Below are 14307 nucleotides of genomic sequence, written 5' to 3'. Positions count from 1 at the left end.
AGAGTCAGGCTAAAATAAAAAGGTTACAAGCTTTCTTAATTAAGCAGCATTTTACGCACCAAATATCTGTATAATATTGATTTTCAGTAATTATTATTCCTGCTTTTTTCTTCCGGAATTGATAAGGCTTTGATGCAGCAGGTATTCAATCTGGCCATTAACACTTCTGAATTCATCGTTCGCCCACTTTTCAAGGAGTTTATAGGTAGACTCATCTATTCTTATAACGAAGGATTTTTTACCTTTGGTTTCTGAAGATTTCTGAGCTTTTTCGGCTTTCATTTTTCTTGTTTTTTAGTACAAAGTGTGCAAAATTGTTTTCTGGCTTACAATGGTTTCATAATATACAATTCCTGAAACCTGAATTGCTAATTATATAAGGTACCCGCATTCAATATTGGTGTTGCTGCTTTTTCACCGCATAGAACCACCATTAAATTACTTACCATTGCTGCTTTTCTTTCATCATCAAGTTCTACGATATTATCTTCAGACAGCTTTTTTAAGGCAAGGTCTACCATCCCTACGGCTCCCTCCACGATTTTTGTTCTCGCAGCCACAATAGCAGTAGCCTGCTGTCTCTGAAGCATTGCCCCTGCAATTTCGGATGCATAGGCTAAATGTGAAATCCTGGCCTCCTGAATTATAATTCCTGCTTTTGAAAGACGATCCGTAAGTTCCTGTTCTAAAATGGAATTTATTTTGTCTCCCCCTTCTCTCAATGTAATGGGTGCATGGTCATCTTCCAGATTATCATAAGGAAAACTCATCGCCAAATGACGTACAGCAGCTTCACTTTGCATTTTTACAAAGTCTGAATAGCGTTCAACATCAAAAGCAGCCTTATAAGTATCTCCTACTTTCCATACAATCACTACTGCAATTTCAATGGGATTTCCCATCTTATCATTGACCTTCAGCGTCTGCCCCTGAAGGTTTTCTGAACGAAGGCTTATTCTCTGGGAAGAATACAAAGGATTAATAAAAAACAATCCATTATCTTTTACTGTTCCCACATACTTTCCGAAGAAGTTCAACACCCTTGAATGATTAGGCTGGATAATCATTAATCCTTTTAAAAAAAAAGCATGAAAGAAGAAAGCATAAGATAGCAATAATAACATACACTACGCTTTGATCTACTCCTGCAACAAAAAAGTAAACGGAGACTGCAAATAAGATGAGGCAAATGACCAATGTGAGATAACCTGAAATAGGTTTTAATGTTTTTTCCATGATTGAATTTTTAATTTGATATTATTTTGATATCATAAAGATAGCAATAAATTTTATTCTGAATGACAGATTTTTTTTAATAGATATGGTATGACTTGTGAGACCATTAGTTAGGGATGAAAGTAATATACCTTATTTATATATGCAAAAAAAATCCCGGAAATAAACTTCCGGGATTTAGTAATTATATTTTAAAGATTATTTCTTCGTTAAATTTTTAAACTTGAAATAAGACAGAGCTGCCAGAAGAATCATTGTTGAGATTCCAATGTATACCCAGGCCGGCACCGGTACCGGATCTCCTGCGGCATAAGAATGGAGCCCGCTCAGGTAATAATTCACTCCAAAATAAGTCATTACCATAGAGCAGAATGCAAACATGGTCGCTACGTGAAAGGCCCATCTGCTTCTTAACCCCGGCACCAGTCTCATATGCAATACAAAAGCATAAACCATAATTGAGATGAATGCCCATGTTTCTTTAGGATCCCAGCTCCAGTATCTTCCCCAGGATTCATTAGCCCAGATTCCTCCTAAGAAGTTCCCAACGGTTAGAGCAAAAAGACCTATTGTCAGTGACATTTCGGAAACGATAACCAATTCCTTCAGGGTAGTATCATGGTGGATTTTATAGGTTTCTTTATTGGAAATAATATAGAATACCAATGAGATCACAGCAATAATCATCGACAAGGCGAAGAAACCATAGCTTGATGTGATAATAGCTACGTGAACAATCAGCCAATAGGACTTCAATACCGGAACAAGCGGTGTAATCTGCGGATCAAGTGCTGAACCTCCGTGTGCAAACCCCATCATAATTACCGCAACCATAAATCCGGATGCAGGAATCAATGCGTTGGAATTTCGGTAAAGAATTAAGCCTGCAGTAATCCCCACCCAGGAGATAAAGATAATTGCTTCATATCCGTTACTCCAAGGAGCATGCCCTGAGATATACCATCTCGCAACAAGACCCAGAAAATGACAGGTATACCCGATTAACCCAATGGCAATAATCGTTTTGATAATCTTGTTTAATATTTTGCTTGGTCTGAATAATTCAACAAATCCCAGGATCAAAAGAAGTCCTCCAACCAGCGTATAGAAAATCAATAATTTAAAATTGATATCCGCTTTATTCATAAAGACTTCAAGGTCCACTTTGGATTTAGCAGGAACAACCGCTTTACCCCATTTTTGCTGATAATCTGAAAGTTTGATCAATTCAGCATCGGCCTTGCTCCAGTCTCCTGTTTTCTGCGCTGCCAAAACTTCTGCGAAATAAGGCCCCATTACCTGCTGGGATTCCATATCCGGCTCAAATTTCTGATCCAGCCATGAATGCCATGTATGATTGGCATCATTTTTCACAGGAACGATTCTCATAAATTGTCCGCTGAAGAATTCATTAAAGATCTGAACCCTTTCATTTACGGCAATTACTTCTTTATCATAATTCGTCTGTTCAGCCGGTTTTTTACGGAAAGCCGTATTATAATCATGTTCCAGAATGTACGTTAAATTTCCATTGGCATCTGCCGGGAAAAGATTCATTAACGAAGTATATCCGTCATCATTGGCTTTTGTCTTATTTTTCAGTTCGTCTCCGCCTTTGGGTCCTACTTTGATCATAGGCACCATTGTCCAGCTTGGTGTATCTGTATTTACTGAAAGGAACCACTGGTTGGCAGTAAGGTATTTTCCGTCTGTTCCTTTAAATTTGTCTTTTTTGTATAGTTTTCTTAAAACATCCAGCGCTTCTGTATTGATAGGAACAATTCTTCCCTCAAAACTCTGAACCAAAAGATATCCGAATTTGTCAGCATGTTCCTTGCTGATTTTATTTCTGGCGATGATCTCATCAGGAGAAATAGATCTCATTTTGCTCAGCGGAGCAGCCAGGGAATTTTGTTTAGGGGTAGTATTTTGGCTTGACTGTGCTTCCGGTGCAGGAGCATGCGTGTGTCCGTCGCCTTCTACATGGATATGTTCCCTGCTTCCGTCTGTGGTCCCGTGAGTTTCAATCTTTTGCGCCTGCAAACCTATACTCAGGAATAATAGTACTATTGTTACAGCTTTTGCTTTCTTTTTATTAGCATCAGCCAGCATTTTATTTAATTTCCAGAAATGGGTTCCTTTCCAGAAGAAAATCACAAACATTCCTAAAAACAACATTCCGTATCCGATATAGGAAATTAAAGTTCCCCAATAATCGTGGTTTACAGAAAGTACGGTTCCCATTCTGTCCGGATCAAAGCTTGACTGGAAGAAACGGTACCCTTTATGATTCAGAACGTGGTTCATATAGATTTTATAAGGGGTTTCTTTTCCTTCATCAATGATTTTCACGTGACTTTCGTAAGCACTTGGTGATGAGCTTCCCGGATAGGTTTCCATTACGAAATCATCCAGCTTCAAAGCGAAAGGAGTATTGTATATTTTCGGCCCGAATCCTACCATTATGTTTAAACCGTCCATTGTTACCTGCTTATACGCATTCGGGTTGCCTTTTTCTACAGAAAGATCTACAATCTGTTTTGTTTTCGGTCCCTGGATTTCGATCTGAAGCATATCCGGAACGTTAACATCTTTCTTTCTGTCTCCTTCAATAGCCATCAGCTTTCCTTTTTTAAGCCCTTCCGGAACTACCAGTTTCAGTTCGTTAATGGTATATAGACTTCTCAATGCCAAAGGCTGGAACTCATCTTTTTTCGTATTTCCTGTCACTTGCGTAGCCATGGTCATATAGCTTGCATCTACAGGAGTTTTGATGAATAGTTTCCCTCCTTCATTTTTGAATTCAACAGCGCCATCAATTGCCCTGTTAAAGGTTACCAGGGTTCCGTTGATAGACTTTGTCTCTCCCGGTTTGATGTAAATATTCTGTCTTCCTGTATTTCCTGTAGAAACAAGGTGAAGATATTCTGTACCGTTAGGTTCAGCCAGCAGACTGTCTTTTTTTCTTTGAATGTATTCTTTAGCAAATACTTTTATTTCTTTTCCGTGGAAGTCATAGGTTGCTTTGAAATCTTTATGTAACGGAGACATCAGGTAAGGAACATCCTGATAGTTGAGAACATCTCCTTTTTCTTCGATCTGAATCTTAAAAAAATTTTTATCTGTTACGATTTCGTTGGAAGTTTCTCCTTCTCTGATGTGCATGGTACCTTCAAAACTGATGTATCTGGTAATAGCACCTCCAATAAAAATGAAAACAAAGGCAAGGTGAAAAACCAGAACCGGCCATTTTTCCTTTTTCCAAAGTCTGTATCTTCCGATATTTCCTATGAAGTTGAGAATGAGCAGGACCATGATCAGTTCGAACCATTTTGCCTCATAAATTAATGCTTTTGCTGTAGGAGTTCCGTAGTCGTTTTCTAAGAACGTTGCATAAGCCATCGCAAATGCGTACACCAGCAACAATACAGCCATTGTCCTGGTTGAGATAAGAATATCTTGGAGCTTCTTCATGATTTATTTATACTTGACATGCAAAAATAAGGATGATAAACTACAAAGTGCTGAAAAAAAGCTGTTTTTTATCATTTTGGAATGAGTTTTGCTTATTTTGAATCATTCTTAATAACAGCAAAATTATTACCGAAAATTCATTTTGAAAATTCGAAAAAATACAGATTTATATTACCTATTCGGGTGATCGAGATATTCTATTTAAACTATTGCTTTTTTATTTTACAACTGATAAATATCCCATAACTATTGGGAAAATCGGGGAACGAAAAAATGATCCCAATCATAAACCCTTGCAACACTATTACAAATTTCCAGCATCAAAGCCTGATTATTACTATTCGTCATTACCACTACTCCATATCCTTTATCCAGACTTCCGTAAGAAGCACAAGTAAAACCTTCATTACCACCATTATGATTAAAATAATAGACTCCGTTTTTATACCGGAGAAATACACCCAACGCAACTTTACTTTCATTATAATTTACAACTGGAGTAAATCTTTCTTTCATGTATTTATGAGGCAGAACTTTTTCAGATTTCCCCTGTAATGCCAATTGACATTCAATCATATATTTAGCCAGATCTTCGGGAGTTGTCCAAAGCCCGGCAGCTGCATATTCAGGATAAAGATGATATTTTCCTTTTACTTTCTTCCCATCTGTATAATATCCTGAAGCTACATTCAATGTGTCATTTACAGAGTACATACTATGAGTCATTTGCAGAGGATCAAAAACTTCCTTTTTCATAAATTCTTCATATTCTCTTCCGCTTGTATCAGTAAGGATGAGTTGAGAAATAACAGTTCCCCCTCCTGAATAGTCAAAAGCGATTCCCGGCTCTTTTACAGAGCGAACGGCTTTCGAATTTGCCGGAAAGATTCCGTCTAAGATCTCAACAATATCAGGAATTTCTGCAGTTCTTTCATATCCACCAAAACCGGAAACACCCAAACCAGCAGAATGACTCAACAGATTTCGGGAAGTAATTATTTTATTTTTAGAAAGGCCTTCATAAGGAAACTTCCAGCTTTTAAGATAAGTATTGATATCTTGATCCAGATCTATTTTTCCCATCTGTACAAGCTTTATAAATCCTAAGCTATTGATTGTTTTACTTATGGAAGCTGCCTGAAACAAGGTATTAACATCTGCTTTCCTGTTCTCTTCTTCATCCGCATATCCGTAAGCTTTTGCCCATTCTATCGTGTAATTATTGATCACGGCAATACTTACTCCCTTTACGTTAAACTCTTTCATTCTCTCCAGAATATTATAAGATGGCACTTTATTACCCGAAATTACTGACGGACTTAATGAATTTTCTACTTTTTCAATTTTATGTTTAATTTCTTCACTCAATTTTTTGAGCGGACAATCCATTTGAAAGAGCTATGGAAAACGATATCAGAACAATTCGTATAACTTTCATTATCAATACTATTAAGACTATTGACAAGTTAATAATTTATTAGCTCATCATAAAAAAAAAAAATACAAATTATCAAACAGTGAATAGGTGGCTAAAGAAGTTTTCTCCTGATTTTACTTAAAAATTCATGGGTAATTCCCAAATAAGAAGCTACCTGCTGCCGGGTAAGCCTTTGTTCCAGACCCGGGTATTTTTCCAGGAATTCCAGGTACCGTTTATCCGCTGTTTTACCGGTTAAAGAAAGGATTCTCCTTTGAAGCGCTACCGATGATTGCTGGTTCATTATCCTGAAAAGCTTTTCTACCTGAGGCATTGTTTCATACAGGTATTCTTTATCTTTTTTTGAAATCATCAGAACCTCACTGTCTTCGATAGCTTCAATATTAAGCGTGCACGGAACATGATTGATAAGACTATCCAGGTCCGTAATCCACCATCCTTCAACAGCAAAGTATAAGGTTTGCTCAAAACCGTTTTCATTCAAATAATATACCTTAAAACATCCTTCCTGAACAAATCCTTCAAACAGACAGTACTCTCCTTCTTTAAGAACCATCTCTTTTCTCTTAATTTTTTTAAGCTGAAACAAATCGGCAAATTGTTTAAAATTTTCTTCCGGAAGATTGATATACCTGCTGATATTTTTATAAAGTAGATTGTACATAAGTTTGTAAAACAAAAATAAAGATACCAATATTATTGATACCTTTATGAGTTATTCTCCGCATTAATGGCCTATTTCCCGTTTAAAAAATCTTTTGTACTGACAATTTCAGCATAAAGATTTCCTAAAGCAGACAATCCTGCCAAAAAAGATCTTTGTACCTCTGCAGCTTTTACAACCTGTCCTTCCAGCTCCCTGTCTCTGGTCGCAGTAGCATCACCAATAACCACATTGTTGAAGCCAAAATCAAAAGCGGCCCTGGTTGTAGAAGCTACACATACATCTGTCATCATGCCTGTAATAATCAGATTTTTAATCTTTTTTGAATGCAAATACTCTAAAAGACCGGTTTCTCTGAAACTATTGGGAAAGTGTTTCGTAATTATCTTTTCATCAGCTTCCGGAGAAACTACATGGTATATCTCAGCTCCGGCGGTGTTGGGAATAAAAAAAATCTGCTCCTTCATTAGTTGCAATGTGCTGGATATGAATCACCGGAAGCTTATTCTTTCTGAATTCGTCTAAAAGCTGCCGGATATTCTTACCTGCCTGTTCAGAGCCTTCCAGTGGCATTTTTCCTCCCGGGAAATAATCATTCTGTACATCGATAATCAGTAATGCAGTGTTGTCTGTTGTCATTTTTTGCTGTGCTTTAATTGAGGTTAATGAAATAAAAACAAGGGATAAAACAATGATTTTTTTGAAAATATTTTTCATGTCTGAATTGTATATGACAAAATTACAGCAGTTATTTTTCCCGGCCTTTGAACTAGTTCAAAAAAAGATCTCTGTCCTGTATTTATGTAAGTTCCAATAAAAAAGACCGGAAAGATATTCCCGGTCACTTTATTATTTTGTATACTCATGTTACTTCCAGTAACTCCACTTTAATCCATCAAACACTGCCATAGATTTACTCACCGTATCATAACATATCATTCCAGGATATGGACTTTTGACATTAATATGCGGATTTGCTATTTTAGGCAGTACCAAAGCCTTATTAGGCGATTCCAGTACTAAAACTCCCGGAGCAACCGAGGTGGGAGCCCCCATAATGATTCTATTATCTCCCGGGATTTCCCCACTGGTATTAAATGTGACACCGGCAACAGATCCTGTATCACTTAAAGGCATCCATGAAGACTCCACGTTCATCTTCAGGATCTGGTCGTTTCTGTCCATTAAAAGAGTTCCTCCTACCGCATTTGCAGGTAGTGTTTCCACAATAGGCAATAAAATGCCCTTTGTAGTATTGGCTGCAAAATCCAGGAGTCCGTCCCCATCAGCCTGGTTTTTTTCCACTGCCATCTGAGCAGGCACTGATGCCGCAAAGAACAGCCCTATTATTATGATTATATTTTTCATTTCGTTGTTTTATCTTTTTTGATATTCAGCTTAATCATTACAAGACCTTGTTATGCATTTCCACGCAGTACCATTATACAATTTAAAACATTTGTCTGTCGTATCATAGATCAGCATTCCCTCTACCGGTATTGTTATGCTTGCAGAAGTAGTTCTGGTTATTACCATTCCTCTATTTCTGGATTCAAGAGCCATAAATCCGTTTGGAATATTTCCTGGCCATCCTGCCTGCATATCAGTCTGCCCTGTAATTCCTATTTTTGTATAGGCATCAGGAGTTCCCGTTGCAGGATCTTTGGTACAGTAGGATTCAAGATTAACTCCAAAAGTAAAATATTTGTTTGCCGGGAATGCATATCTGAATACTGCTTTTCCTCCGGTAAAGGTAGTCGCAGGAATGAGCTGTACGTTTTGTGTAAAGCTACTGTCATCAGCTACTACCATATATGCTCTATCAGTAGCAACAATACTGCTATAACCTGAAAGATCAGCCTGCAGCCAGGTAGTCCCTGTATTATTGGTTCTTTGCGCCAGCCATGACCTCTGGATAATTTTTCCTGTTGCCCCGTAATTTACAAGAGTTTGTGCCCCGTTGTTATTATCACCTATCATCAGGAAGGTTTTATCCTGTAGAAAAGTAACCCTGCTTGGATCAGTATTAGGCAAAACAAAATTATTAGTGTTTGATATAGTAAGCATAATGTTATTCTCAGTATTGACACTGTTAGAAATAGCCTGGTCCAAAATCGTCACGTCATCTTTTGCCATACCAAAAATATTATTATTGAAAAGCGCATTCAGGCCGGAGTTCCAGGTAACGGTTGTCTGGTCGGAAGCAATATAATCCTGTGGTTGCTTCAGGGTAACCCCATATTTAACAGCAAGATAAGATCGTACCCTTTGTTTTTCTATGGCAGATAACTCTCTCTCGTATCCAATTGCTTCACCTATATCTGAGTCCGGAAAATAAGAAGGCTGACTTCCTAAAATGGCACCATTTGCTGTTTGACTATATCCTACCGCTACGGTACTGGAGCTTCCCTGGCTTTGTCCATCCAGACCATAAGTAATTGAGCTTCCGATTGTATAGGAATAATCTGTGAGATGAGTCTTGTTTTTCACCCTGGGCATTGTAGAAACAGCATAAGGCCAGACCTCCATCGTTCCGGTAGTTCCGTAATTCGTATAGGATGGCCAATTTGCTTCTGTAAGTGTAGCCGTGGGTGTGGTTCCTCCAAAACCAAAGTATTCATTATAAGTACTCGTACCAAAACTTCTGGAATTGACCATCATAAAAAATGATGAATTCAGACCATTGGCAGAATAAGGTTTTCCGGTAGGTACCACCATAAATTTTGCTCCAGCTGCCGTTGCATCTCCAAAATCCACAGAAGGATTAAAGTTATGTTTAGGATCTGCCGTTACAATAACTGGTTGTCTTGCTGAATTAGTTTGTGTAAAATCATTCCCTGCTACAGACTGATCTTTCCATAGATTGGGTGCAAAACTTTTATCCGCCCTCAGCCAGATTCTCAAATCACTGTCTACTCCTCCCGGTCCTACAACAAAAGTGGAAAATGTGAAATATTCTCCATCCGTGTTAGAGAAATCTATATTGGCAGGAGTTTGTACATAGCTAACTCCATTCACTGTTGTCACCGTTAAAGGAACCCATGTATCCGTGGCATCAAAAACAGCATCTACAGATCTTATAAAATATATTGTATTAATGGGGCTGGCAGGAAAAGCTACGGTAACCGGTTGGGTAAAACCGGGAGAACGCTGTACTTTCCATATAGCATCCATTCTGTAATTGGCCATCTTTCCTGTCGGTGGGACAATGGGAACATTATATCCTCTTCTCAGCCCGTTATCACCCCAGCTTAAAAATTGCAGATTAGCCAGGTTACTGGTGTTGGCTTCATTGGATGTGGCAAAATTACCTGCAGCAATCACTACCTGAGCCCTGTCTGTATTTACAGAATTAGATTGCTTTTGATGAAGACCAGATCCGTCATCTTTTCCAATTCCTGCAATATTGTTATTAAAAGTATTGGCCGCCGTTGCAGTATGATCCCACATTTTCGTAGTCCCATCAGATGCAATGTAACTTTGCGCGGTGCTTTGATCCAATGTGATCCCGTATTTATAAGCAAGATAGGAATTAACCCTTTGCCTTTCGGCTGGAGTCTGGGTTCCTGAATATAAAATAAATTCCCCGATCCGGTCTCCTGCCAGCGAAGTACTGCCGTTACCTCCGTCATTCTCCATCAGAAGAACCATTCCCGGATAATTACCGGTAGAGGATACATTATTGGAAGGCTGTCCGTAGAGCAAGCCATTATTATCAAACAAGTAATTCATATTACCACCCGATACACTATTATAGTAAGACTGTATACTGGGTACATTACTTCCGACGGTACTGATGCTATTGGTGCCAAAGAATACATCTCCCGATTCTTTCTCATTATAGAACTCCGGACGGTCGTTTTGCGTTCCAAAAAAAGGAGACTGCCACACCCCGGCTATTGAGGTCGTATTAGAGTTTTGGGTCACCCCGTTCATCACAAATACCGATCTGTAAACACCGGAAGTAGTCCTGGTAAGATGGGTATATGAAGTAAGTGCATTGGTTGAATTATCCGGAAAACCTAAGGGAAATTTATATCCGGACCTATAGCCGTCCGTACTGACAATTTGAATAGCAGGATTAAAATTGAAGCTTGGAATGGAAGACGCTGCCCGGTAAACAGGTCTGGCACCGGCACCAGGATCAGCATAGTTGCCGGGTATCCCCTGATTGGCGATACCATTCACTCCGCCTGTTTTCTGATTAATCCAGATGGGAACCTGTGTATTATCTGTTGTGGTACCTGTACCCGCATCTGCTTTTACCCATATCTGCAAATTATTAGAGACACCACCCGGAGATTGTGCCCAGAGCATCGTACCACACACCAGAAATACAAAATAAAATTGTTTTTTCATTGATGTAACGTTTTTAAAATATTGTTTTTTATTAAGGTTAGAATTGCTGTTTCTTCTAATAACAACTAAGAGGAAATAAAAAAATAATAAAAACAGCCGTTGAAGCTAATAGCTCTATTTGTTATCAGTATGTCAATACAATATTATAGAAGGTATTTTGTATTTTTTTCATTCGTTTTTATTTAGAGATTGACTTTCTACATTGACCAAGCATAGATACACAAATATAATTTATTTTTTTAACAAATACATAATAAATTATTAAAAAATTAACATAATTATTAATAAAATATACCATAAAATAATGAAAATTCACAAGTAGGCATTTGGAATTATATTAATATTTTTCGTTGTTTTATTTTATTTACGTTCATTTATTACTATTTACTATGGTTTTTATTAAAACTTTATTACATTTAGAAAATCAATCAATTTAAGACTGAATAAAAAAATAACCTTTATTTATTTTTCTGATTAATTTTAATAGTTGTAGTAAAAGCGGGAATTACAAAATGTTTTTGAAGAAAAAAGATTCTTTTAGTATGGAAAAAACATTAAATTTGTCCCATTGATATTATGGATAAAAAGACACAAAAAAAAAACGACTGAATCGCCTGAAAAAGGCAGAATTTTATCTAAGCCACGCATATTTTTCGGGCTTACTTTTATACTTTTCTCTGTGGTTCTTACATTTTCGTTTATCTCCTATCTGATGAACTGGAAGGCAGATCAAAGTCAGGCAGGAACCATGCTTGATAAGAGTATAAAATCTTCCAACATTTTCGGCAAAGCCGGTGACTGGCTGGGCAATATATTCATATTCGAAAGCATAGGTATTGCTTCATTCATTATTGCATTTTTGTTTCTGGTTGTAGGAACTCTCATCCTTAAAAAGAAAATATTCAAACCCTGGAAAACAATCGGACATTCTTTGTTTTTCATTTGCTGGCTCCCTATTTTCATGGGTGCCCTTACGAAAGGTCAGGGGGTTTTAGGTGGCGTATATGGATATCAAATCATGGATTATCTTAATGCTATTATCGGAACAGTAGGTTTATGGACTGTTCTGGCTGCAAGTATTATTTTATATTTCATCCTGGAATTTAACCTTCGTCCAAGCTCTATCAAAGCAAAATTAAACAAGCTCAACGAAAATACAATTGGCAAAGTAAAATCAATGATGCCAGATTCCGATGAGGATTTTGAAGCCGATGAAGAACTGAAGGAAGAGATTGATGAAGTTACCCCAAACGTTACAGTAACAGATGCGTCGGATAACCGTCCTAAAATAAAAACACCTGAACCTGTCAATCCCCCGAAAGGATTCCCTGAAGTTCCGGTCTCTGCAGATATAGAAACTATTACAACACCTAACCATACTTCTTTTGAAAGCGAGCCAAAGGAGGTTTCCGAGCCTGTCAGCTTACACCTGAATACCAAACCCGGCGTTCCGGTTTCTACTCCTGAAGAAGCTTTTGATATCAGGCCTTCTCAGACTGCCCCATCTGTATCCCCTGCACAGGAAAATATTAAATTCAATGTGGAAGTGGCTCCGGTAGTAGACATTCTGGATGATACGGACAAAAAATCACAGGAGCTGGTAGAAAAACACGGCCTTTATGATCACAAACTGGATCTTGCTAATTTCCAGATGCCTCCTGTAGACTTATTGAAAGATTATGGAAGTGAAGAAATCTCTATCAACAAAGAAGAGTTAGAAGAAAATAAAAATAAAATTGTAGGCCTGTTGAAAAATTTCAACGTAGGAATTGCAGAGATCAAAGCAACGATTGGCCCTACAGTTACTTTATATGAAATAGTTCCCGAAGCAGGAATCAGAGTAGCTGCCATTAAAAAGCTACAGGATGATATTGCGCTGAATCTTTCCGCTTTAGGAATCAGAATTATTGCCCCAATGCCCGGAAAAGGAACTATTGGTATTGAAGTACCAAGAAAAATCCAACCATGGTTTCTATGCGTTCCGTGATTGCGTCACACAAGTTTCAAAATACGGATATGGACCTTCCGGTGGTTTTCGGAAAAACCATTTCCAATGAAATTTTCATGGCTGACCTTTCAAAAATGCCTCACTTATTGATGGCCGGAGCAACGGGACAAGGTAAATCAGTCGGGATCAATGCTATCCTTACTTCCCTTCTTTATAAAAAGCATCCAAGTGAGCTTAAATTCGTAATGGTAGACCCTAAAAAGGTAGAGCTTTCTTTATATTCAAAAATTGAAAGACATTATTTAGCAAAATTACCGGACGCGGAAGAAGCAATCATTACAGATACCAATAAAGTAATCAATACATTAAATTCTTTATGTATTGAAATGGACACCCGGTATGATCTCCTTAAAAATGCTTTCTGTAAAAACCTGAAAGAATACAACAAAAAATTTGCAGAAAGAAAATTAAACCCTGAAAACGGCCACCGTTTCCTGCCTTACATCGTTCTGGTAGTGGATGAGTTTGCAGACCTTATTATGACCGCCGGTAAAGAAGTGGAATTACCAATTGCCAGACTGGCCCAGCTTGCGAGAGCTGTGGGAATCCACCTGATCGTAGCCACTCAAAGGCCGTCTGTGAATGTTATTACCGGAATGATCAAAGCCAACTTCCCTGCAAGGGCTGCCTTCAGAGTAATCTCCAGTGTGGACTCAAGAACAATTCTCGATTCCCCGGGAGCAGATCAGCTTATCGGTAAAGGGGATATGCTTTACTTTAACGGAAATGAGATATTAAGACTTCAATGTGCCTTTGTAGATACCCCGGAGGTAGAAAGAATTGCAGAGTATATCGGCGAGCAAAAAGGATATTCATCAGCATTCCTTCTTCCTGAATATGTTTCTGAGGATGCTACAAGTTCAGCAGGTACTTTTGACCCTAATGAAAAGGATGCCCTGTTTGAGGAAGCAGCAAGGATTATTGTTTCTACGCAGCAAGGTTCCACATCCATGTTACAGAGACAGCTGAAATTGGGATACAACAGAGCCGGAAGAATTATGGATCAGCTGGAAGCAAGCGGTATTGTAGGAGGATTTAATGGAGCTAAGGCCAGAGAGGTGCTGATCAGCGACCTACACTCTTTGGAACAGTTTTTGGAAGATCTGCGTAACTAAAGGGAAAAACTTA

10 protein-coding genes and 1 pseudogene are annotated in these 14307 nt (G+C 38.1%); 2 read left to right on the top strand and 9 right to left on the bottom strand.

Annotated features, from left to right (window positions below; translation table 11 throughout):
• Positions 1 to 93: 93 nt before the first annotated feature.
• The 9 genes and pseudogenes from HX13_RS09905 to HX13_RS09870 all read right to left on the bottom strand — a co-directional run bounded on the left by HX13_RS09905 (position 94) and on the right by HX13_RS09870 (position 11171).
• Complete coding sequence (locus tag HX13_RS09905; RefSeq protein WP_050020942.1) at positions 94 to 282, bottom strand: hypothetical protein; 189 nt, start codon at positions 280 to 282, stop codon at positions 94 to 96.
• Positions 283 to 368: 86 nt separating this feature from the next.
• A pseudogene (locus HX13_RS09900) lies at positions 369 to 1236 on the bottom strand (SPFH domain-containing protein).
• Between the two features lie 198 nt (positions 1237 to 1434).
• The gene (gene ccsA / locus HX13_RS09895) at positions 1435 to 4710 is read right to left on the bottom strand and encodes a cytochrome c biogenesis protein CcsA (RefSeq protein ID WP_050020941.1); all 3276 of its coding nucleotides are present in this window, start codon (positions 4708 to 4710) and stop codon (positions 1435 to 1437) included.
• A 246-nt stretch (positions 4711 to 4956) separates the two neighbouring features.
• Positions 4957 to 6078, bottom strand: a complete 1122-nt coding sequence (locus HX13_RS09890) for a serine hydrolase domain-containing protein (protein ID WP_157837430.1) — start codon at positions 6076 to 6078, stop codon at positions 4957 to 4959.
• A gap of 161 nt (positions 6079 to 6239) precedes the next feature.
• Positions 6240 to 6812: a Crp/Fnr family transcriptional regulator gene (locus HX13_RS09885; RefSeq protein ID WP_050020939.1), complete on the bottom strand. Its 573-nt coding sequence runs from the start codon at positions 6810 to 6812 to the stop codon at positions 6240 to 6242.
• A gap of 71 nt (positions 6813 to 6883) precedes the next feature.
• On the bottom strand, positions 6884 to 7279 hold the full coding sequence (locus HX13_RS09880) for an isochorismatase family protein (protein ID WP_262483523.1): 396 nt from the start codon (positions 7277 to 7279) through the stop codon (positions 6884 to 6886).
• Complete coding sequence (locus HX13_RS25520; protein WP_262483522.1) at positions 7236 to 7451, bottom strand: cysteine hydrolase family protein; 216 nt, start codon at positions 7449 to 7451, stop codon at positions 7236 to 7238. The genes HX13_RS09880 and HX13_RS25520 overlap by 44 nt, the downstream gene beginning before the upstream one ends.
• 228 nt (positions 7452 to 7679) lie before the next feature.
• A complete protein-coding gene (locus tag HX13_RS09875; RefSeq protein WP_050020938.1) occupies positions 7680 to 8180 on the bottom strand; it encodes a hypothetical protein in 501 nt (166 codons plus the stop codon).
• Positions 8181 to 8210: 30 nt separating this feature from the next.
• Positions 8211 to 11171: a hypothetical protein gene (locus HX13_RS09870; protein WP_128572323.1), complete on the bottom strand. Its 2961-nt coding sequence runs from the start codon at positions 11169 to 11171 to the stop codon at positions 8211 to 8213.
• Positions 11172 to 11751: 580 nt separating this feature from the next.
• On the opposite strand from HX13_RS09870, the gene HX13_RS26335 reads away from it, so the two are divergent.
• Entirely contained in the window at positions 11752 to 13158 is a 1407-nt protein-coding gene (locus tag HX13_RS26335) for a DNA translocase FtsK 4TM domain-containing protein (protein ID WP_410493128.1), read from the top strand.
• Positions 13137 to 14294 carry a DNA translocase FtsK gene (locus tag HX13_RS26330; protein ID WP_410493119.1) on the top strand — a complete coding sequence of 386 codons (1158 nt, stop codon included), beginning with the start codon at positions 13137 to 13139 and terminating at the stop codon, positions 14292 to 14294. The genes HX13_RS26335 and HX13_RS26330 overlap by 22 nt, the downstream gene beginning before the upstream one ends.
• The last annotated feature ends 13 nt before the right edge of the window (positions 14295 to 14307 follow it).

The organism is Chryseobacterium sp. P1-3 (genome assembly GCF_000738495.1).
GTDB lineage: Bacteria > Bacteroidota > Bacteroidia > Flavobacteriales > Weeksellaceae > Chryseobacterium > Chryseobacterium gallinarum.
The sequence above is the reverse complement of the archived record's forward strand: the minus strand, read 5'-3'. Positions and strand labels throughout refer to the sequence as shown.

Excerpts from the sequence above, each read along its gene's own strand:
- HX13_RS25520 (WP_262483522.1), bottom strand. The coding sequence starts at position 7,451 with ATGACAACAGACAACACTGCATTACTGATTATCGATGTACAGAATGAT.
- HX13_RS09880 (WP_262483523.1), bottom strand. The coding sequence starts at position 7,279 with ATGAAGGAGCAGATTTTTTTTATTCCCAACACCGCCGGAGCTGAGATA.
- HX13_RS26330 (WP_410493119.1), top strand. The coding sequence starts at position 13,137 with ATGGTTTCTATGCGTTCCGTGATTGCGTCACACAAGTTTCAAAATACG.
- ccsA (WP_050020941.1), bottom strand. The coding sequence starts at position 4,710 with ATGAAGAAGCTCCAAGATATTCTTATCTCAACCAGGACAATGGCTGTA.
- HX13_RS09870 (WP_128572323.1), bottom strand. The coding sequence starts at position 11,171 with ATGAAAAAACAATTTTATTTTGTATTTCTGGTGTGTGGTACGATGCTC.
- HX13_RS09905 (WP_050020942.1), bottom strand. The coding sequence starts at position 282 with ATGAAAGCCGAAAAAGCTCAGAAATCTTCAGAAACCAAAGGTAAAAAA.
- HX13_RS09885 (WP_050020939.1), bottom strand. The coding sequence starts at position 6,812 with ATGTACAATCTACTTTATAAAAATATCAGCAGGTATATCAATCTTCCG.
- HX13_RS09875 (WP_050020938.1), bottom strand. The coding sequence starts at position 8,180 with ATGAAAAATATAATCATAATAATAGGGCTGTTCTTTGCGGCATCAGTG.